Source organism: Variovorax sp. 10N412, from assembly GCF_056394985.1.
Genome location: NZ_JBFTIO010000007.1, coordinates 94,567 through 113,195 on the forward strand (window position 1 = coordinate 94,567; position 18,629 = coordinate 113,195).

Genomic DNA, 18,629 nt, shown 5'->3' on the forward strand with positions numbered 1-18,629 from the left:
CCGCGGCGGCACAGCCAACGAGCACACCAAGGAACGTTCATGGGACAAGGCTGGAGCTGGTCGGGGTTCTTCGACTACCTGTTCAATCCGTACATCCTCAGCGGCGCGGTGACCACGCTGTGGCTCACGCTCGCGGCGATCGCGGGCGGGCTGGTCGTGGGTTGCGCGCTGGCGCTGGCCCGGCTGTCCAGCCGCAGCTGGGTGGCGGGGCCCGCGCACTTCTACATCTGGGTGTTCCGCGGCACGCCGCTGCTGGTGCAGCTGATCATCATCTACACCGGCCTGCCCCAGTTCGGCCTGAAGCTGTCGGTGGTCGAGTCGGCGCTGCTGGGCCTGATCCTCAACGAGGCCGCCTACCTGGCGGAGATCGTGCGCGGCGGCATCCAGTCGATTTCCGCCGGGCAGACCAACGCGGCCCGCGCCGTCGGCTTCAGCAGCGCGCAGACCATGCGCTACGTCGTCCTGCCCCAAGCCATGCGCCTGATCGTGCCGACGCTGGGCAACAGCATCAACGGCCTGCTCAAGACCACGTCGATCACCTCGGTGATCTCCATGGAAGAGCTGCTGCGCCGCACCCAGGTGCTGATCCAGGAAAAATTCATGGTGCTCGAGCTGTTCGTGGTCGCCGCCATCTATTACCTGCTGATGACCACGGCCTGGGACTTCATCCAGCGGCGCATCGAGCGCCACTACGGCCGCGCCTACGGCAATGCGGGCGCGCCGGTCGTGCCTGCTGACCCCGCGCTCGAGCAGCGCTGACGCACCCTCCCGAGAGTCCCATGAGCACCTACGACCTGATCCTGCGCAACGCCGACATCGCCACCGCGGGCGACCGCTACACCGCCGACATCGGCGTGCGCGACGGGCGCATCTGCGCCATCGCGCAAGACCTGGGCGCGAGCGCCGCCCGCGAAATCGACGCGGCCGGCCGGCTCGTCACGCCGGGCGGCGTGGACGGCCACTGCCACTTCGACCAGCCGACGGGCGACGGCTCGCGCTTCGCGGACGACTTTCTCTCCGGCACGCGTTCGGCGGCCTGCGGCGGCACCACCACCGTGCTGCCGTTCGCCGCGCAGCAGAAGGGCCACAGCATCCAGGAGGCGGTGGACGACTACCACCGCCGCGCCGAGGGCAAGGCCGTGATCGACTACGCCTTCCACCTGATCGTGGCCGACGCCACGCGCGACGTGACGCAGCGCGAGCTGCCCGCATTGATCGAGAAGGGCTACACCTCCTTCAAGATCTACATGACCTACGACGATCTCAAGCTGGACGACCGCCAGATCATCGAGGTGCTGGCCACCGCGCGCCGGCACGGCGCCATGACCATGATCCACGCCGAGAACAGCGACTGCATCGCCTGGCTCACCGAGCAGTTGCTCGACGCGGGGCTCACGGCGCCGCGCTACCACAGCAGTTCGCGCCCGATGGCGGTGGAGCGCGAGGCCACGCACCGGGCCATTGCGCTGGCCGAACTGGTCGACACGCCGATCCTGATCGTCCACGTCTCGGGCCGCGAGGCGATCGAGCAGATCCACTGGGCGCGCGGGCGCGGCCTGCCGATCCATGCGGAGACCTGCCCGCAGTACCTGTTCCTGAGCGCCGAGGACCTGGGCATCGACCCCGACGATCCGATGCACGGCGCGCGCTGCATCTGCAGCCCGCCGCCGCGCGACAAGGCCAACCAGCAGTTCATCTGGAACGGGCTGTCGAGCGGGCTGTTCACCATCTTCTCGTCCGACCATGCGCCGTTCAACATGGGCGGCACCGACGGCAAGCGCGTGGCCGGCGACGACGCGTCCTTCGACCGCATTCCGAACGGCATTCCCGGCGTGGAAACGCGCTTGCCGCTGCTGATGAGCGAGGGCGTGCTCAAGGGGCGCATCGACATCCACCGCTTCGTCGAGCTCACGTCCACCAACCCGGCGCGGCTGTACGGGCTGTACCCGCGCAAGGGCACCATCGCCGTAGGCAGCGACGCCGACTTCGTGGTCTGGGACGTGTTCGCCCCGGGCCAGGAAAAGCTGCTCACCAACAGCATGCTGCACCATGCCGTCGACTACACGCCCTACGAAGGCATGGCGCTGCGCGCGTGGCCGGGCGTGACCGTGTCTCGCGGCCGCGTGGTGTGGCAGGACGGCGCATTCCTGGCCGAGCCCGGCTCGGGCCAGTTCCTGCCTTGCCTTCGGCCGCGCGCGCCGAACGACGGCAATCCGCTGGACAAATGGCTCTGAGCCTGCCGGGCAGCGCCGCGAGGCGGCCCTGATAAGCTCTGCCGCCCCTGTGGCCCCTTGGCTTTTTCTCGCAGCCTTCCTTGCGGCCTTCGCCCTTTTTCGCATGCCCAGCCTTCCCAGCCCCACGCAGCCCGCCACCATCACGATCGCTCCCCTGGAGGTGCGCTCCGCCAGCCTGGCCGAGCAGGCCTACGAGCGGCTGCGCACGCTGATCCTCGACCGCCAGATATCGGCCGGCAGTCCGCTGCAGGAGGCGCGGCTGGCGGAAGACCTGCGCATCTCGCGCACGCCGATGCGCGAGGCGCTGGTGCGGCTGGCGGGCGAGGGCCTGCTGGTGCGGCGCGACGCGCGTTCCTACGCCGTGCGCGCGCTCGGAACCAAGGAGTACTTCGACTGCATGCGTGCGCGCGAGGTGATCGAATGCGAGGGCATCGCGCTGGCCGTCGGAAAAATCACCGACGCCGAAATCGACACGCTCGAAACCGACATCCAGGCACTCGACGCCGGCGAGCACACCGAGACCGAGCACTGGCACTTCGACGACCGTTTCCACCTGCTGATCGCCACTGCCAGCGGCAACGTGGTGTTTCCGCGGCTGGTGGAAGAGTTGCGTGTCAATGCACGGCTGTTCCGCCTGCACAGCCCGTTGCACAGGCAGCCGGAGAACCACGACGAGCACGGCGAGATCGTTCGCGCGTTGCGCGCACGGGACGCCGAGCGCGCCCGCACCGCCATGCGCGAGCACCTGCGAAGCCTGCAGGAAGACGTGAGGCGCGCCCTGACCGAGTGACGGGTGCCTCAGGCGTCCAGGTGCCGCGCCGTGTGCGCGGCAATGGCGTCGACGATCTGCGGCCACATCGGAATCGGCAGCGCATGGCCCATGCCCGCGATGCGCAGCAGCTTGGCGCCGGGAATCGCATCGGCCACGTCGACGCCGCAGGCCACCGGCACCAATGGATCGGCCTCGCCGTGGATCACCAGCGTGGGCACCTGCACGTCGTGCAGCGCGGGCTTGCGGTTGCCCGAGGCCAGGATGGCTGCGAACTGGCGCGCCACGCCGGGCGGGTTGAGTCCGCGCAGGAACACGAGCTGGGCCCGCTCGGTGTCGCGCGCCTCGTCGAGCGGAAAGTCCGCTGTACCGCGCAGCACGCGCCACACCTTGGCGTAGTGCGGCAGGTAGGCCTCGAAGGTGGTCGGCGAAGGCGCGAACAGCACCGCCATCGCCTCGGGCGTGGGCGGCGGCAGGGCCGGGTTGCCGGTGCTCGACATGATGCTGGTGAACGACAGCATCCGGTGCGCATGGTGAATGCACAGCTCCTGCCCGATGGCGCCGCCCATGGAGGCGCCCACGACGTGGGCGCGCGCGATGCCCAGCGCGTCGAGCAGCCCGACGCAGTCGCCGGCCATGTCGCGCAGGGTGTAGGGCACCTGCAGCGGCCGGCCGGCCATGGCCTGGTGCATCAGCAGCTGGATGTCGGGCACGCCGAGCTCGGTCAGGTAGCTCGAGTGGCCGATGTCGCGGTTGTCGAAGCGGATCACGCGATGGCGGCCGGTTTCGGCGAGCCGCGCGCAAAACGCGTCGTCCCAGGCGACCATCTGGGCGCCGAGACCCATGACCAGCAACAGCGGCGTGGCGGCCGGGTCGCCGAAGCTGTCCCAGGCGAGTTCGATGCCGTTGACGCGCGTGCGCCGCTCGACCGGTGGCGGGGCTGCTGCTGGGGGCATGGCGGCGGGTTCCGGCTTACTTGCGCTGCAGCAGCTTGGTCACTTCGTCCACGTTGGACTGGATGCGCTGGCGCACCACGTCGAACGCATCGGCCTGCGACTTGGCCGCGAGGTTGGCGAGCTCCTTGATGTCGTCGATGGCGCGCTGGAACGACTGGCGGCCGAGTTCGTCGAGCTTGGCGAGGTTTTCCTTCGGGTCCTTGCCCGGCATGCCCTTGGCGGCGCTCTGCCATTCGGTGATGGCGTGCTTGATCATCTCGGTCTGCCGCTGCACCACGGTCTGCAGGCCCTGGTAGGACTTTTCGTTGGCTTCCATGACCGCCTGCAGGTCCTTGCGGCCGCTGTCAAGCAGCTTGCCGGCGCCGCCGGTCAGGTTGAGGTTCTGCAGCCGGTCGGCCATGCCCTTCAGCGGATTGAGCATGTCCGCGGCGTTGGGCATCGCCTGCTTCGCGCCGGCGGTGCTCTCGCTGCTGGAGGGGGTCTTCTTGGCGGCGGCTTTCTTGGCAGTGGCCATGGTGCGCAATCTCCTGTGTCGGGTGAACGGATGGGTGGCTGGAACCTGCCTCGCGGCCGGAGTCCCACGCCACGATACGCCGCACGGGGCCGCCCGCGCCTGTCGCCCGGACAAAAATCCTGCGGGGTTTCCCTCGGATGCGGGGCGACCGCCCCGCATGCCGGTTACATCGGCGGCGCGAAGCCGTCTCGCCCGGCCGTGACGCGCAGGGCCGTGGGCGTGCCGTTCTTCTCCTGCGCATTCACCATGACCTTGGCGCCGGGCACGAGCAGTGCGTCGGTGCCGGGGCGGAAGGTGACCACCGGAGCGTCGGGCGGCACGATGACGGTCTTCTCGCCGCCCTTGTAGGTCAGGCGCATCTGCTGCCCGCCGCGCACCGACTTCGGCGCCGCGGCCAGGTCGGCGACGGTGGCGTTGGTCATGGTGCTGTCGGGCAGCAGGTCCCAAGGCCTGTGGCCTTCACCCGTGCCGCGCGCGGCCTCGGGGAACACCACCACTTCGATCGCCTTCTGCGTGCCGTCGGGCTGCGGCATGGCGGCGGTGCCGATGAAACTGCCGCGCTTGATGTCGGACAGCTTGATGCGGTAGACCTCCGACACCGGCATGTCGGCCGGGCGTGCGAGGCTGACGACCTCGCCGCCGCGGTCCTGGACCACGAGGGTCTTGGCGTCTACGCGCACGATGGTGCCGCGGATGCGCACCGGGTCGGCGTTCTGCGCGGCGGCGAGGACCGGGACGCTGGCCGTGGCGACGAGTGCGGCTGCGGCAAGCAGGGCCGAGGGGATTCTGGAGTGCGTGAGCGACATGGGCGGGGGCTTCCGTGGTTGGGTGCGAACCAATGTACGCCTGTGCGGCAGAACGCGCTTTCCGTGATGTGGGATACCCGAGCGATTGGCGGGCCCGGGCGCCGCGTCTACAATCCGCCGTTCCGAGGAGCGTTGCAGCGCCGTCAGGCGTGAGGCTCGGACCACATCGCAACCACGCTCATCCGCTGTTCTCGCGGTGAGTCCTTTTTCCGTCAGACCCCCGAACGCAGTGGCATCTTTCAAACCAGTTTTGGAGTTCTCATGAGCGCTGTTCTCAAGCCCACCCCCGTGTCCACCGCCGACCAGGCGATTGCCGACCTGTCCCTCGCCGCCTGGGGCCGCAAGGAAATCCGCATCGCGGAAACCGAAATGCCCGGCCTGATGGCCATCCGTGAAGAGTTCTCCAAGGCGCAGCCGCTCAAGGGCGCGCGCATCACGGGTTCGATCCACATGACCATCCAGACGGCCGTGCTGATCGAGACGCTGCAAGCCCTGGGCGCCGAAGTGCGCTGGGCCTCGTGCAACATCTTCTCGACGCAGGACCACGCCGCCGCCGCCATCGCCGCCGCCGGCACGCCGGTGTTCGCCATCAAGGGCGAGTCGCTTAAGGACTACTGGGACTACACCCACGCCATCTTCGACTTCGGCCCCAAGGGGTCGAAGGGCGAAGGCCCGAACATGATCCTGGACGACGGCGGCGACGCCACGCTGCTGATGCACCTGGGCCAGCGCGCCGAGAAGGACCTGGGCGTGCTCGCCAACCCGACCAGCGAAGAAGAACGCATCCTCTACGCCGCCATCAAGGCCAAGCTGGCCGTGGACGGCACCTGGTACACCCGCAAGGCCGCCGAGATCATCGGCGTGACCGAGGAAACGACCACCGGCGTGCACCGCCTGAACGAGATGTCCGCCAAGGGCACGCTGCAGTTCCGCGCCATCAACGTGAACGACTCGGTCACCAAGAGCAAGTTCGACAACCTGTACGGCTGCCGCGAATCGCTGGTGGATGGCATCAAGCGCGCGACCGACGTGATGATCGCCGGCAAGGTGGCCTGCGTGGCCGGCTACGGCGACGTGGGCAAGGGCTCGGCCCAGGCACTGCGCGCACTGAGCGCCCAGGTGTGGGTGACCGAGATCGACCCGATCAACGCCCTGCAGGCCGCCATGGAAGGCTACAAGGTCGTGACCATGGAGTACGCCGCCGACAAGGCCGACATCTTCGTGACCACCACCGGCAACAAGGACGTCATCACGCATGACACCATGGCCGCCATGAAGGACCAGGCCATCGTCTGCAACATCGGCCACTTCGACAACGAGATCGACGTCGCGTCGATCGAGAAGTACGAGTGGGAAGAAATCAAGCCGCAGGTCGACCACATCACCTTCCCGGACGGCAAGAAGATCATCCTGCTGGCCAAGGGCCGCCTGGTGAACCTGGGCTGCGGCACGGGCCACCCGAGCTTCGTGATGTCGTCGTCGTTCGCCAACCAGACCATCGCCCAGATCGAGCTGTTCACCAAGCCCGACGCCTATGAAGCCGGCAAGGTCTACGTGCTGCCCAAGCACCTCGACGAAAAGGTGGCGCGCCTGCACCTGAAGAAGGTCGGCGCCATGCTGACCGAGCTGACCGACTCGCAGGCCGCCTACATCGGCGTGAGCAAGAACGGCCCGTACAAGCCCGACACGTACCGTTATTGATAGCGCAATGAAAAACCTCCGTGCTTCGCGCTGCGGTGCGAGCTTGCTTGGGGCGGCCCGGCGCTTCGCTCATGCGCGCTGATCAACTGTTGGTGGAGCGCGGCATGGCCGCGTCGCGTTCGCAGGCCGTGCGGCTCATTGCCGGCGGCATGCGCTGGCGCGACGCGGGCACGAGCGACGCGTGGCGCCCGGTCGTCAAGAACAAGGACGAAGTGCCCGAATCGGCCGAGCTCGAGCTCGCCGATGCGGCCGAGGCCCGGTACGTGTCGCGCGGCGGGCTCAAGCTCGAAGGCGCGCTCGCGGTGAGCGGCGTCGACCCGGCCGGCAAGCTGTGCCTCGACGTGGGCCAGTCGACCGGCGGCTTCACCGATTGCCTGCTGCAGCGCGGCGCTGCGAAGGTGGTCGGCGTCGACGTCGGCCACGGGCAGCTGCATGCGAAGTTGCGCGAGGACGCGCGCGTGGTGGCCATCGAGGGTGTCAATGCGCGTGCGCTGTCGGCGGACGACCTGCATGAAGACGGTGACGAGGACGCAGAGCCCGAGGCGTCCGAGCAGCCCGCCGATCCGCGTTTCGACCTGATCGTCGGCGACCTGTCGTTCATCTCGCTCACGCTGGTGCTGCCTGCCGTGGTCGAGTTCCTGGCCGACGACGGCCAGTTGCTGATGCTGGTCAAGCCGCAGTTCGAACTGCAGCCCGGCCAGGTCGGCAAGGGCGGCATCGTGCGCGACGAATCGATGTATCCGGTGGTCGAGAAACGCCTGCACGACGCCTGCGAGGCGCTCGATCTGCGTGTGCTGCGCTGGTTCGACAGCCCGATCGCCGGGGGCGACGGCAACCGCGAGTTTTTCATTCATGCCGTGCGCGCTGCCAAGGCGAGCGACGGTTCCTAAGGAGACGCAGGTGCGCCTTCCGCTGAGTTTCGAATTCTTCCCGACCAAGACGCCCGAAGGCGCGGTCAAGCTGCGCGCCGCGCGCCAGCAGCTGTATGTGCGCAAGCCGCAGTTCTGCTCGGTCACCTACGGCGCGGGCGGCTCCACGCACCACGGCACCTTCGGTGCGGTGCAGGAGATCCTGTCCGAAGGCGTGGACGCCGCGAGCCACTTCTCGTGCATCGGCGCCACGCGCGCCACGGTGCGCGAGCAGCTCGGCGAGCTCAAGGCCATGGGCGTGAAGCGCCTGGTGGCGCTGCGCGGCGACCTGCCCAGCGGCTATGGCATTGGCGGCGAATTCCAGTACGCGAGCGACCTCGTGGCCTTCATCCGCGAGGAAACCGGCCGCGATTTCCACATCGAGGTGGCCTGCTACCCCGAGATCCATCCGCAGGCCCGCTCGCCCGAGGCCGACCTGCAGGCCTTTGCCGCCAAGGTGAAGGCCGGCGCCGATTCGGCGATCACGCAGTACTTCTTCACGCCCGAGGCGTACTTTCGCTTCGTCGACGACGCCCGCAAGCTGGGCATCGACACGCCGATCGTGCCGGGCATCATGCCGATCACGAGTTCGACGCAGCTCATGCGCTTCTCGGACGCCTGCGGCGCCGAGATCCCGCGCTGGGTGCGCCTGCGGCTGCAGGCCTACGGCGACGACACCGCGTCGATCAAGGCCTTCGGCCTCGACGTGGTGACCGACCTGTGCACGCGCCTGCGCGACGGCGGTGCGCCGGCGCTGCATTTCTACACGATGAACCAGTCGGCGGCGACGCTGGCTGTGCTGGAGCGCCTCGATTGAGAGGGGGCGCGGCAGGCGCGGCCGCCTCGTTGCGCGGGGCGCTTCGCCTCGTCTTCGTGGCGGCGAGCTGTGCGCTCGCCGGCTGCGCCATGCCGCCGGCCACGGACGCCGAGGGCGGCAAGCTGCAACCGCTGCCGCGCGCGCTGGCGGTGCCGCCCGGTGCCGCGCCACGCTCCAACGTGCCGTCGGTGCGCTACGACCTCGCAGTCTCTGGCGCTGACGAATTGACGCCGGACGACGGCGTGCCCGGCGACGCCGGACCGCGCGACATCTTCGAGCGCGGTGGCGCCTCGTGGTACGGCATCCAGTTCCATCAGCGCAAGACCGCCAGCGGCGAGCGCTTCGACATGACCGCCATGACGGCGGCGCACAAGACCCTGCCTTTCAATACGCGCGTGTGCGTGCGCAGCCTCGTCAACGGCAGCGAGGTGCTGGTGCGCATCAACGACCGCGGCCCCTATGCGATGGGCCGTGTGATCGACCTGAGCCGCGCCGCGGCCGACCGCATCGGCCTGACCGGCCTGGGCATCAAGCAGGTGGCGCTGACCGTGGTGGACCACGACGGCATGCGTTGCGGTGGCTTGCCGGTGGAGGCGGGGGATGCGCAGGCGCCGGTGGCGTCGGCGGCCGAGCCGCAGCAGCGTGCCAGGGTGCAGGTGCCGGCGCGGCGCAAGGCGCTCGTTCCGGCGCGTCAGCGCAGATAACTCGGTAAACGAAGTCTGCGGGGTTCGGGCTCAGCCGCCCGACTCGAGCGAGAAGGTGGCGTTGCGGTCCTGTCCCAGGCGCTCCGCCAGCTGGGGCAGCGCCGCCGCGAGCAGCGGCTTGAGCGTGTAGGGTGGATTGATCAGGAACATGCCGCTGGCCGGCAGGCCCGGGCGCTGCGTTTCGCCGGAAGCGGCGTCCTTGGTGATCTTGCTCGACTTGACCGTCAGCGTGGCGTGCAGCCACGACTTGCCGGCCTTGGTCGCCATCGTCTTCAGGCGGCGCGGCAGGTCGTGCGCCTCGGGGCGCGGAATGATCGGGTACCAGACCGCGTAGGTGCCCGTGGCGAAGCGCTTGAGCGCCTCGGCGGCGAAGTCGAGCACGCGGCCGTAGTCGGTCTTCATCTCGTAGCTCGGGTCCATCAGTACCAGCGCGCGGCGCGAGGGCGGCGGCAGGAACTTGGTGGCGCTGCCGAATCCGTCCTCGTTCATCACGGCGATCTGCCGGCCGGCCTCGAGCTGGGCGATGTTGGCGTCCAGCGTGCGCGAATCGGTCGGGTGCAGCTCGAACAGCTTGAGCTTGTCGTGGTCGCGCAGCAGGTGCTGCACGATGAACGGCGAGCCGGGGTAGACGCGTGCGCCGCCGTTGGGGTTGAAGTCGCTGATCACGCTCAGGTAGCGGGCGATGGCGTCGGCCAGCGGGGCTTGCGCCTCAGGCGCTACCTTTTTGGTAGCGGACTTCGCAGCGGGCGCGTGCGTTGTGGGCTCTTTCTTGCCTGAGAGAAGGCGCAGGATGCCTTCGGCAGCCTCGCCGCTGGTGCCTGCATAGTCGCCGTCGAGGCGGTACAGGCCGGCGCCGGCGTGGGTGTCGACGACCGTCAGGGCTGCCTCTTTTTCAAGCAGGTGATCGAGCGTGGCAATCAACACCGTGTGCTTGAGCACGTCGGCGTGGTTGCCGGCATGGAAGGCGTGGCGGTAACTGAACATAGGGTGGGAATGGTAACGGTGTTGGGGGAAGCATATGCAAATTTGCCAGCGCAAGGCCGTTCTTTATATAATCGAGGGCTTCGCAGCGTTTTTGTAGCCCCGCGGCGAAGTCTCCCGAGCCGTTTTGCGGTGCGGGGTTCACCCACCTAAGAGATTCCCATCAGAGGAACGCCGACCGTGGAAAAGGGCTCGCCAAACCCTCTTTTCAAGAGAAAAACTCATGACCAAAACGTTCAGCGCCAAGCCCGCTGACGTGACGCACGAGTGGTTTGTGATTGACGCGACCGACAAGGTCCTCGGACGAGTAGCCAGCGAAGTTGCTCTCCGTTTGCGCGGCAAACACAAGGCCATTTACACGCCTCACGTCGATACCGGTGACTTCATCGTCATCATCAACGCCGCGCAACTGCGCGTCACCGGCGCCAAGTCGATCGACAAGGTGTACTACCGTCACTCGGGCTACCCGGGCGGCATCAGTGCCACCAACTTCCGCGACATGCAATCCAAGTTCCCGGGCCGTGCCCTGGAAAAGGCCGTCAAGGGCATGCTGCCCAAGGGTCCGCTTGGCTACGCGATGATCAAGAAACTCAAGGTCTACGGTGGCGCAGAGCACCCGCATACCGCCCAACAGCCCAAAGTGCTGGAACTGTAAGGAGCCTTGAGAATGATTGGTGAATGGAACAATGGCACCGGCCGTCGCAAATCCAGCGTCGCCCGTGTGTTTCTGAAAAAAGGCACCGGCAAGATCACGGTCAACGGCAAGGACATCCAAGAGTTCTTCGGCCGTGAAACCTCGATCATGATCGCCAAGCAGCCCCTCGCGCTGACCAACAACCTCGAAGCTTTCGACGTGATGGTCAACGTGAACGGCGGCGGCGAATCGGGTCAAGCCGGCGCCACGCGCCACGGCATCACCCGTGCGCTGATCGACTACGACGCAACGCTCAAGCCCGTGCTGAGCCAAGCCGGCTTCGTGACGCGCGATGCGCGTGAAGTCGAACGTAAGAAGGTCGGTCTGCACTCCGCCCGTCGTCGCAAGCAGTTCAGCAAGCGCTGATCTGTTCACTGCGAACACAAAGCCGCCCTCGGGCGGCTTTTTCAATGCGAGGGCCGTCCTCGGGCGGCTTTTTCTTTGCCCGCGACGCATCCGACCCCACTTGCATTGGGGTGCACGCCACACCCCGCCTGCCGAAATTGCGGCATTGCAGTAGCATTGGTTCCATTGGCCGCTTGTTCGGCCCCAAGGAGTTATCACCCCATGAGCGCCGTAGCCGAAAACATCCAGACCCAGATGCCAGAGCCCATCGTCTTCACCGACAGTGCGGCAGCCAAGGTGGCCGACCTGATCGCCGAAGAAGGCAATCCCGACCTCAAGCTGCGCGTGTTCGTGCAGGGCGGCGGCTGCTCCGGCTTCCAGTATGGTTTCACGTTCGATGAAATCACGAACGAAGACGACACCACCATGACCAAGAACGGCGTGTCTCTGCTGATCGACGCCATGAGCTACCAGTACCTCGTCGGCGCCGAGATCGACTACAAGGAAGACCTGCAAGGCGCCCAGTTCGTCATCAAGAACCCGAACGCCACTAGCACCTGCGGCTGCGGATCGAGCTTCTCGGCCTGATGCCCGGATGCTGCTGACCCAGCCTCCCCAGAAAGCCGCCTCCGGGCGGCTTTTTCGTTCCCGCTTCTTTTTCTGCGCTTGCCCATGACCTCCGAGGCTGAAACCGCCCCCGCGCCTGTAGATCCCGTGCGCAAGAGCCTGCTGTGGCTCGTCGCCGTCGGCTTCTTCATGCAGACGCTGGACGCCACCATCATCAACACGGCGCTGCCGGCCATGGCCGCGAGCCTGGGCGAGAGCCCGCTGCGCATGCAGTCGGTGGTGGTGGCCTACGCGCTCACCATGGCGATGCTGATCCCGGCCTCGGGCTGGATCGCCGACCGCTTCGGCACGCGGCGCATCTTCTTTTGCGCCATCGTGCTGTTCGCCGCCGGCTCGGTGCTGTGCGCGTTGTCGCACGGCCTGGGACAGCTGGTGGCCGCGCGCGTGGTGCAGGGCCTGGGCGGCGCGCTGCTGCTGCCCGTGGGGCGCCTGGCGCTGCTGCGCACGGTGCCGCGCGGGGAGTTCCTCCAGGCCATGAGTTTCGTGGCCATTCCGGGCCTCATAGGCCCCTTGCTGGGCCCCACGCTGGGCGGCTGGCTGGTGCAGTACGCCTCCTGGCACTGGATCTTCCTGATCAACGTGCCCGTGGGGCTGCTCGGCTGCCTTGCCACGCTCAAGTACATGCCCGACCTGCGCGGCGCAGTGCAGAAGCGCTTCGACAGCGTGGGCTACGCCATGCTGGCCTTCGGCATGGTGGCGATCTCGCTGGCGCTGGACGGCGTCTCCGAGCTGGGCCTGCGCCAGGGCGGCGTGATGGTGGTGCTGATCTTCGGCTTCGCCAGCATCGCGGGCTATTGGCTGCGCGCCTCGCGCACGCCCGAGCCGTTGTTCGCACCGTCGCTGTTCCATGTGCAGACGCTCAGCATCGGGCTCATCGGCAACCTGTTCTCGCGCCTGGGCAGCAGCTGCATGCCGTTCCTGGTGCCGCTGCTGCTGCAGGTGTCGATGGGCTACTCGCCGGTGCGCGCCGGGCTGATGATGCTGCCGATCGCGCTGGCCGGCATGGCCATGAAGCGCTTCGCCACGCCGCTGATCACGCGCCACGGCTACCGCCGCGTGCTGGTGGTCAACACCATCCTCGTGGGCTGCACCATGGCCAGCTTCGGCCTGACGGCGCCGGGCCAGCCGATGGCGCTGCACGTGCTGCAGCTGCTGGCGTTCGGCGCGGTCAATTCGCTGCAGTTCACCGCCATGAACACCATCACGCTGAAGGACCTGGACGGCAGCATGGCCAGCAGCGGCAACAGCCTGCTGTCGATGGTGCAGATGCTGGCCATGAGCCTGGGCGTGGCCGCCGCGGGTGCGACCCTGGCGGGCTACAACGGCATCTTCGGCTCCGACTCTGCGGCGCACACGCTGGACGCCTTCCAGGCAACCTTCGCGAGCATGGGGCTGATCACGGTGGCCTCGGCGTTGATCTTCTGGCACCTGCCGTCGGAATCGCGGGCGGCGCACCCGGCACAGCCGGAGGTGTCCGGCCAGGGCTGACGCGGATTCAGGCGGGGTAGATCGCGCCCAGCACCCGCGCGCCGCGCGCGCCCGTCACGCTGGCGAGGTTGCCCGGCTCACGCCGTATTGCGGCGCGCGCCAGCCAGGCAAAGGCTGCGGCCTCGACCTGCTGGGGCGGCAGGCCGTGGTCGGTCGACGCCACCACGTCCACGCCGGGCAGCAGCGCGCGCAGGCGGCCAAGCAGGTGGTCGTTCAGTGCTCCGCCGCCGCAGACGATCAGCAGCCTGCTCTCTTTTCCGTAGCGCAACAGGTCCGCTGCACAAGCGTGAGCAGTCAATTCGGCCAGCGTCGCCTGCACATCGGCAGGGGCCACCGCCGTGGTGCCGAGCTGTGCGGCCAGCCAGGTCGGGTTGAACAGGTCGCGCCCGGTGCTCTTGGGCGGTGCCTTGGCGAAGTACGCGTCGGCCAGCAGCAGCGCGAGCAGCTCGGACAGCACCTGTCCGCTGGCCGCCCACTGGCCGCCGCGGTCGAAAGGCTGGCCCTGGTAGGTCTGGCACCAGTGATCCATCAGCGCATTGCCCGGGCCGCAGTCGAAGCCGCGCACGAGGGCGCCCTCGGGTGCGTTGGCGGCCGGCAGCAGGCTCAGGTTGGAGATGCCGCCGATGTTCAGCACCGCGACGCTCTCGTCCGGCCGGGCGAACAGGGCGCGGTGAAATGCCGGCACCAGCGGCGCGCCCTGGCCGCCGGCGGCGAGGTCGCGGGTGCGGAAGTCGCCGACCACGTCGATGCCCGTCAGTTCAGCCAGCAGGGAGGGGTTGTTCAGCTGAACCGTGTAGCCCACCTCGTCGAACTCGAGCGGCCGGTGGCGCACGGTCTGGCCGTGCGCGCCGATGGCGGTGATCGCCCCGGCGGCGATGCCGCTGTCCGCCAGCAGCTGCTGGACCACGCCGGCATAGGCCCTGGCCAGCCCGTTGCCGGCCAGGGCCGCGCGGTGCAGTTCGTTGTCGCCCGGCGTGTTCAGCGCCATCAGTTCCGCGCGCAGTGCGACGGGAAACCCGGCCGTGGCGTAGGCCTGTACCGCGATGCGGCCGAGGGAGAAGTCGGCGAGCACGCCGTCCACGCCGTCGAGCGAGGTGCCCGACATCAGGCCGATGAAAAGTTCGGCGGCCATCCGTGGATCGGTGTTGAAAAAGCTCAGTCGGCGCTGGCCTGAATGACGGAGAAGGCCGCCGCCAGCTCGGTGCGCGCACCCACGGCGATGCGCTCGAAGGCCGGACGCAACGCCGCGGTGATCGGCGCGCCGCCTTCCTGCGCGATGGAAGCCGGGTCCTGGTAGACGCCGCCCACGCGGAATTCGAAGTGCAGGTGCGGGCCGGTGGCCCAGCCCGTGGAACCCACCGCGCCGATGGCCTGGCCCTGGCTGATGCTCTGGCCGGTCTTGACGTCGATGCGGCTCAGGTGCGCATACGCCGTCTGCTGGTTGTTGCGGTGGTTGATGATGATGATGTTGCCGTAGCCGTTCTGCGTGCCCGCAAAGTCGACCGTGCCGTCGCCGACCGAACGCACCGAGGTGCCCGTGGGCGCCGCGTAGTCGATGCCGTTGTGCTGGCGCCAGCTGTTCAGGATCGGGTGCATGCGCATCGCGAAACCGCTGGACACGCGCGAGAACTCGACCGGCGTCGCCAGGTAGGCCTTGCGCAGGCTGTCGCCGTTCGGGCGGTAGTAGCTGCCCTTCTGGTTCGCGCCCGGAGGCTGGAACCAGACGGCCTGGTGGATCCTGCCGTTGTTCTCGAACTCGGCCGAGAGCACGCGGCCGCTGCGCAGCGCCTGCCCGTCGGCTTCGAAGGTCTCGTAGACCACGGCAAAGCGGTCGCCCTTGCGCAGGGCGCGCACGTCGACGTCGCCCGCGAAGATGTCGGCCAGCTGGCTCGCCACCGCATCGGGAATGCGCGAATCGTCGGTGGCGGCGAACAGCGAGGTGCGGATGGTGCCGCTGGCCAGGCGCGTGCCGGGGGTGAGCGCGTCGCGCTCGGTCACGCCGGCGAAGCCGGTGGGCGTGCGCTCGATGACGAAGCGCTTGAAGCCGCCGTCGCCGTCGGGAATCCAGCGGGCGCTGAGCTTCTTGAGCTGGTTTTCCTGCGTGGCCTCGGCCGTGACGGTGCGGCCGGCGCGCGAGAACAGAGCGTTGCGCGCGTCGGCGCTGCCGCGCACGAAGGCGGTGGCGGCGGGGTCGGCGATGCCCAGGCGCTTCAGCAGGGCCTCGGCCGTGTCGCTCGAACGGGTGACGTCCGTGCGGAACAGCGTGAAGCTGAAGTTTTCCAGCGACGCGCCCTGGTCGGCGAAAGACACGGGTGCCGTGGCTTCGAGGATCTGCTTCACCGGGAGGTCGGACGCGTCCGGACCTAGCGATGCCACCGCAAGAGTACCGGCGCTCAGCAGGGCTGCCGCGATGACCGCGGTGATCTGCTTGGGGTACGTCCGGAAGGTATAGGCCACGCGAGAAGCAAGGAGCTCCTCGGCGGCAAGAATGCCGTTGATCAAACTTTGAATTCCAGCTCAGGTTCTGCAAAACCGTGCAGCAAGGCCCAGTACGTTCAGGGCGGCAGCAGACGGTGCGGAAGAAGCGCCGCTTAGAATTCGGCGCTTGAAAAGTCGGGCTGAGTATAGCTTCGGCACCCCCAAAGTCAGCTAAAAAAGCCCATGAACGCCGAATCTGTTACATCCAATACCCTCTCAAATAGTGTAGGACGCGCGCTCGAAATATCCCTCCGGGGCGCTGACGAGCTCCTGCCCCAGGACGAGTGGGTGCGCAAGCTGCAGCGCTCGGAAGCCACCGGAACCCCCCTGCGCATCAAGCTGGGGCTGGACCCGACGGCGCCCGACATCCACATCGGCCACACGGTGGTGCTCAACAAGATGCGGCAGCTGCAAGACCTGGGCCACCGGGTGATCTTCCTGATCGGCGACTTCACCAGCACCATCGGCGACCCCTCCGGGCGCAACAACACGCGCCCACCGCTCACCCGCGAGCAGATCGAGGCCAACGCCCAGACGTACTACAAGCAGGCCAGCCTGGTGCTGGACCCCGAGAAGACCGAGATCCGCTACAACTCCGAGTGGAGCGACCCGCTGGGCGCGCGCGGCATGATCCAGCTGGCCGCCAAGTACACGGTGGCCCGCATGATGGAGCGCGACGACTTCAACAAGCGCTTCAAGGCCGGCCAGTCGATCTCGGTGCACGAATTCCTCTACCCGCTGATGCAGGGCTACGACTCGGTGGCGCTCAAGAGCGACCTCGAACTGGGCGGCACGGACCAGAAGTTCAACCTGCTGGTCGGGCGCCATCTCCAGCAGGAATACGGCCAGGAGCCGCAGTGCATCCTCACCATGCCGCTGCTGGAAGGGCTCGACGGCGTCGAGAAGATGTCCAAGAGCAAGAACAACTACATCGGCATCAGCGAAGACGCCAACACCATGTTCGCCAAGGTGCTGTCGATTTCCGACGACCTGATGTGGCGTTGGTACACGCTGCTGAGCTTCCAGTCGCTGGAACAGATCGCGGCGCTGAAGGCCGAGATCGCGGGCGGGCGCAACCCGAAGGACGCCAAGGTGGCGCTGGCCAAGGAAATCACCGCGCGCTTCCACAGCGCGGCGGCGGCCGAAACGGCCGAGCAGGATTTCATCAACCGAAGCAAGGGCGGCGTTCCGGACGAGATTGCCGAGGTGTCGCTGTCGGGCGCCCCGCTGGGCATTGCCCAGCTGCTGAAGCAGGCCAACCTGGCGTCTTCGGCGGGTGAAGGCAACCGCCTGATCGAAGGCGGCGGGGTCCGGGTCGATTCGGTGGTGGTCAGCGACAAGGCGCTGAAGCTGCCGGCCGGCAGCTACGTGGTGCAGGTCGGCAAGCGCAAGTTCGCGCGCGTGACGCTGAGCTGACCCCAGCGGTCGAACAACCGGTCAACGCACCTCGATGGTGACGCGCCGGTTGCGCGGCTCGTCCACCTCGTCGGCGGTCGGCACGGCCAGTTCGCGTTCACCGCGCCCCACGGCCTCGATGCGGTTGGCCGGGAACTGGCGCTCGATGAAGAGCTGGGCCACTTCCTGTGCCCGGCGGCGAGAGAGCAGGTCGTTCTGTTCGCCGTTGCCTTTGGTGTCGGTGTGGCCCGTGACCACGATGTCGCTGCCGCTGCGCGCCAGCGCCGCGGCCATCGCCTCGGTCATGACCTGCTGCGAGGCGGCCGTCAGCGTGGTGCCCCCGAGCTCGAAGTACACGGTGTAGCGCTGCGGAAGGGGCGGGCGCATGTCGAACAGCGGCTTGTTGTCGGCCTGGAGCTTGGCTGGATCGACCTGGTCGACGACCGGGGCGCCACGTGCACCCACGGCAGCCGTGGCGCGCTGGTAGGCGGTGGAGAGCGTTTCCTCCCCGTCCTTGGCGCGCACCACCACGGCGGAGGGCTTGCCGTCGGCCTGGGGCAGCAGCACCACCCGGGTGCCGGGCGTGGAACAGGCGGCCAGCAGCAGGGCCATCAGCGCGGACCCTAGCAGGGATGCGCGGCGAAATTTCAGGGATATCGTCTTCATGGCTGGCCGTCCGCCTGCACGATGAAGTCGGTGCCGCGAATGCCGATGGTGGCCGTCTGCGTCTCGACCCGCACCGCGTCGGGGTTGGTCTTGCCGATCAGGCCCGTGATCATGCGCATCGAGCCGCGCAGCAGCGACAGCAGCATGCCGCCTTCGTGCGTCGTGGCGTCGAAGTGGAACTCCTTCAGGTCCAGCCGCGACGACGGGCCGACCACCAGCGTGGTGTCGTCGCGCAGCACCACCGACGCCGAGGAATCGGGGCCGGTCACGATGCGGTCGACGGCACCGACGGGGTCGCCCGGACTGGCGGCGCGCGTGGCGCCCGAACCGCTGAGCAGTTGCACGTTGCCGCGCACGGACTTCACGAAGCCCGCCTGGAGGTCTGCCTTCGCAGCGGCCGCCACGGGGGCGGCTGCAGGTGCAACCGCTGCCGGCGCGGCTGGCGTCGGTGTCTGGGCTTGGGCCAGCGCGGCCGAGCCGACAATGGCGAGGCCGCACAAGGCGGGCAGGAAGTTTTTCATCATCTGAAGCTGGTTCCTTTGCGAA

20 protein-coding genes and 1 riboswitch are annotated in these 18,629 nt (G+C 67.9%); of the genes, 12 read left to right on the plus strand and 8 right to left on the minus strand.

Features of this window, described 5'->3' with window-relative positions; all coding sequences use genetic code 11:
• Nucleotides 1-39 precede the first annotated feature (39 nt).
• The 3 genes from AC1DJH_RS18055 (at nucleotide 40) to AC1DJH_RS18065 (ending at nucleotide 3,024) form a co-directional block, all read left to right on the plus strand.
• Nucleotides 40-759, plus strand: coding sequence for an amino acid ABC transporter permease (locus AC1DJH_RS18055; RefSeq protein ID WP_472121959.1), 720 nt, complete (start codon nucleotides 40-42; stop codon nucleotides 757-759).
• 20 nt (nucleotides 760-779) lie between these two features.
• Nucleotides 780-2,234 (plus strand): dihydropyrimidinase, encoded by a 1,455-nt coding sequence (gene hydA / locus AC1DJH_RS18060; protein ID WP_472121956.1) that lies wholly within the window; start codon nucleotides 780-782, stop codon nucleotides 2,232-2,234.
• A gap of 103 nt (nucleotides 2,235-2,337) precedes the next feature.
• Nucleotides 2,338-3,024 carry a GntR family transcriptional regulator gene (locus AC1DJH_RS18065; RefSeq protein WP_472121953.1) on the plus strand — a complete coding sequence of 229 codons (687 nt, stop codon included), beginning with the start codon at nucleotides 2,338-2,340 and terminating at the stop codon, nucleotides 3,022-3,024.
• A gap of 8 nt (nucleotides 3,025-3,032) precedes the next feature.
• Here the strand turns inward: AC1DJH_RS18065 and AC1DJH_RS18070 are convergent, their stop codons facing one another.
• The 3 genes from AC1DJH_RS18070 to AC1DJH_RS18080 form a co-directional block, all read right to left on the minus strand.
• A complete protein-coding gene (locus AC1DJH_RS18070; protein WP_478186619.1) occupies nucleotides 3,033-3,959 on the minus strand; it encodes an alpha/beta fold hydrolase in 927 nt (308 codons plus the stop codon).
• 16 nt (nucleotides 3,960-3,975) lie between these two features.
• Nucleotides 3,976-4,473, minus strand: coding sequence for a TIGR01841 family phasin (gene phaP, locus AC1DJH_RS18075; protein ID WP_472121947.1), 498 nt, complete (start codon nucleotides 4,471-4,473; stop codon nucleotides 3,976-3,978).
• Nucleotides 4,474-4,637: 164 nt separating this feature from the next.
• Entirely contained in the window at nucleotides 4,638-5,279 is a 642-nt protein-coding gene (locus tag AC1DJH_RS18080) for a hypothetical protein (RefSeq protein ID WP_478186620.1), read from the minus strand.
• A 118-nt stretch (nucleotides 5,280-5,397) separates the two neighbouring features.
• Nucleotides 5,398-5,466: riboswitch (S-adenosyl-L-homocysteine riboswitch) on the plus strand.
• A 74-nt stretch (nucleotides 5,467-5,540) separates the two neighbouring features.
• On the opposite strand from AC1DJH_RS18080, the gene ahcY reads away from it, so the two are divergent.
• From ahcY to AC1DJH_RS18100, 4 genes are all read left to right on the plus strand, one after another.
• A complete protein-coding gene (gene ahcY / locus AC1DJH_RS18085) occupies nucleotides 5,541-6,980 on the plus strand; it encodes an adenosylhomocysteinase (RefSeq protein WP_472121941.1) in 1,440 nt (479 codons plus the stop codon).
• 71 nt (nucleotides 6,981-7,051) lie between these two features.
• Nucleotides 7,052-7,870, plus strand: a complete 819-nt coding sequence (locus AC1DJH_RS18090) for a TlyA family RNA methyltransferase (protein WP_472121939.1) — start codon at nucleotides 7,052-7,054, stop codon at nucleotides 7,868-7,870.
• Nucleotides 7,871-7,880: 10 nt separating this feature from the next.
• Complete coding sequence (gene metF, locus AC1DJH_RS18095; RefSeq protein ID WP_472121936.1) at nucleotides 7,881-8,705, plus strand: methylenetetrahydrofolate reductase [NAD(P)H]; 825 nt, start codon at nucleotides 7,881-7,883, stop codon at nucleotides 8,703-8,705.
• Between the two features lie 89 nt (nucleotides 8,706-8,794).
• Complete coding sequence (locus tag AC1DJH_RS18100) at nucleotides 8,795-9,409, plus strand: septal ring lytic transglycosylase RlpA family protein (protein WP_472121933.1); 615 nt, start codon at nucleotides 8,795-8,797, stop codon at nucleotides 9,407-9,409.
• A gap of 30 nt (nucleotides 9,410-9,439) precedes the next feature.
• Here AC1DJH_RS18100 and AC1DJH_RS18105 read toward each other — a convergent pair whose 3' ends face one another.
• Nucleotides 9,440-10,393 carry a 23S rRNA (adenine(2030)-N(6))-methyltransferase RlmJ gene (locus AC1DJH_RS18105; RefSeq protein WP_478186621.1) on the minus strand — a complete coding sequence of 318 codons (954 nt, stop codon included), beginning with the start codon at nucleotides 10,391-10,393 and terminating at the stop codon, nucleotides 9,440-9,442.
• 220 nt (nucleotides 10,394-10,613) lie between these two features.
• Between AC1DJH_RS18105 and rplM the strand changes: the two genes are divergently transcribed.
• From rplM to mdtD, 4 genes are all read left to right on the plus strand, one after another.
• Nucleotides 10,614-11,045 (plus strand): 50S ribosomal protein L13, encoded by a 432-nt coding sequence (gene rplM, locus AC1DJH_RS18110; protein ID WP_013543664.1) that lies wholly within the window; start codon nucleotides 10,614-10,616, stop codon nucleotides 11,043-11,045.
• A 12-nt stretch (nucleotides 11,046-11,057) separates the two neighbouring features.
• A complete protein-coding gene (gene rpsI / locus AC1DJH_RS18115; RefSeq protein ID WP_007827948.1) occupies nucleotides 11,058-11,450 on the plus strand; it encodes a 30S ribosomal protein S9 in 393 nt (130 codons plus the stop codon).
• Between the two features lie 201 nt (nucleotides 11,451-11,651).
• Nucleotides 11,652-12,017 (plus strand): iron-sulfur cluster insertion protein ErpA, encoded by a 366-nt coding sequence (gene erpA / locus AC1DJH_RS18120; protein WP_007827949.1) that lies wholly within the window; start codon nucleotides 11,652-11,654, stop codon nucleotides 12,015-12,017.
• Between the two features lie 72 nt (nucleotides 12,018-12,089).
• Complete coding sequence (gene mdtD, locus AC1DJH_RS18125) at nucleotides 12,090-13,544, plus strand: multidrug transporter subunit MdtD (RefSeq protein ID WP_472122042.1); 1,455 nt, start codon at nucleotides 12,090-12,092, stop codon at nucleotides 13,542-13,544.
• Nucleotides 13,545-13,551: 7 nt separating this feature from the next.
• Here the strand turns inward: mdtD and AC1DJH_RS18130 are convergent, their stop codons facing one another.
• On the minus strand, nucleotides 13,552-14,676 hold the full coding sequence (locus AC1DJH_RS18130; RefSeq protein ID WP_478186622.1) for an anhydro-N-acetylmuramic acid kinase: 1,125 nt from the start codon (nucleotides 14,674-14,676) through the stop codon (nucleotides 13,552-13,554).
• Nucleotides 14,677-14,699: 23 nt separating this feature from the next.
• Entirely contained in the window at nucleotides 14,700-16,046 is a 1,347-nt protein-coding gene (locus tag AC1DJH_RS18135) for a peptidoglycan DD-metalloendopeptidase family protein (protein WP_472121924.1), read from the minus strand.
• Between the two features lie 159 nt (nucleotides 16,047-16,205).
• On the opposite strand from AC1DJH_RS18135, the gene tyrS reads away from it, so the two are divergent.
• Entirely contained in the window at nucleotides 16,206-17,438 is a 1,233-nt protein-coding gene (gene tyrS / locus AC1DJH_RS18140) for a tyrosine--tRNA ligase (protein WP_478186623.1), read from the plus strand.
• A 21-nt stretch (nucleotides 17,439-17,459) separates the two neighbouring features.
• On the opposite strand, the gene AC1DJH_RS18145 is transcribed toward tyrS, so the two are convergent.
• Complete coding sequence (locus AC1DJH_RS18145) at nucleotides 17,460-18,083, minus strand: OmpA family protein (RefSeq protein ID WP_478186624.1); 624 nt, start codon at nucleotides 18,081-18,083, stop codon at nucleotides 17,460-17,462.
• Nucleotides 18,080-18,607 (minus strand): FecR family protein, encoded by a 528-nt coding sequence (locus AC1DJH_RS18150; RefSeq protein WP_478186625.1) that lies wholly within the window; start codon nucleotides 18,605-18,607, stop codon nucleotides 18,080-18,082. The genes AC1DJH_RS18145 and AC1DJH_RS18150 overlap by 4 nt, the downstream gene beginning before the upstream one ends.
• Between the last annotated feature and the right edge of the window lie 22 nt (nucleotides 18,608-18,629).

Coding starts and splice junctions, on each gene's coding strand:
- AC1DJH_RS18055 (WP_472121959.1), top strand. CDS start 40: ATGGGACAAGGCTGGAGCTGGTCGGGGTTCTTCGACTACCTGTTCAAT.
- hydA (WP_472121956.1), top strand. CDS start 780: ATGAGCACCTACGACCTGATCCTGCGCAACGCCGACATCGCCACCGCG.
- AC1DJH_RS18065 (WP_472121953.1), top strand. CDS start 2,338: ATGCCCAGCCTTCCCAGCCCCACGCAGCCCGCCACCATCACGATCGCT.
- AC1DJH_RS18070 (WP_478186619.1), bottom strand. CDS start 3,959: ATGCCCCCAGCAGCAGCCCCGCCACCGGTCGAGCGGCGCACGCGCGTC.
- phaP (WP_472121947.1), bottom strand. CDS start 4,473: ATGGCCACTGCCAAGAAAGCCGCCGCCAAGAAGACCCCCTCCAGCAGC.
- AC1DJH_RS18080 (WP_478186620.1), bottom strand. CDS start 5,279: ATGTCGCTCACGCACTCCAGAATCCCCTCGGCCCTGCTTGCCGCAGCC.
- ahcY (WP_472121941.1), top strand. CDS start 5,541: ATGAGCGCTGTTCTCAAGCCCACCCCCGTGTCCACCGCCGACCAGGCG.
- AC1DJH_RS18090 (WP_472121939.1), top strand. CDS start 7,052: ATGCGCGCTGATCAACTGTTGGTGGAGCGCGGCATGGCCGCGTCGCGT.
- AC1DJH_RS18100 (WP_472121933.1), top strand. CDS start 8,795: ATGCCGCCGGCCACGGACGCCGAGGGCGGCAAGCTGCAACCGCTGCCG.
- AC1DJH_RS18105 (WP_478186621.1), bottom strand. CDS start 10,393: ATGTTCAGTTACCGCCACGCCTTCCATGCCGGCAACCACGCCGACGTG.
- rplM (WP_013543664.1), top strand. CDS start 10,614: ATGACCAAAACGTTCAGCGCCAAGCCCGCTGACGTGACGCACGAGTGG.
- rpsI (WP_007827948.1), top strand. CDS start 11,058: ATGATTGGTGAATGGAACAATGGCACCGGCCGTCGCAAATCCAGCGTC.
- erpA (WP_007827949.1), top strand. CDS start 11,652: ATGAGCGCCGTAGCCGAAAACATCCAGACCCAGATGCCAGAGCCCATC.
- AC1DJH_RS18130 (WP_478186622.1), bottom strand. CDS start 14,676: ATGGCCGCCGAACTTTTCATCGGCCTGATGTCGGGCACCTCGCTCGAC.
- tyrS (WP_478186623.1), top strand. CDS start 16,206: ATGAACGCCGAATCTGTTACATCCAATACCCTCTCAAATAGTGTAGGA.
- AC1DJH_RS18145 (WP_478186624.1), bottom strand. CDS start 18,083: ATGAAGACGATATCCCTGAAATTTCGCCGCGCATCCCTGCTAGGGTCC.
- AC1DJH_RS18150 (WP_478186625.1), bottom strand. CDS start 18,607: ATGATGAAAAACTTCCTGCCCGCCTTGTGCGGCCTCGCCATTGTCGGC.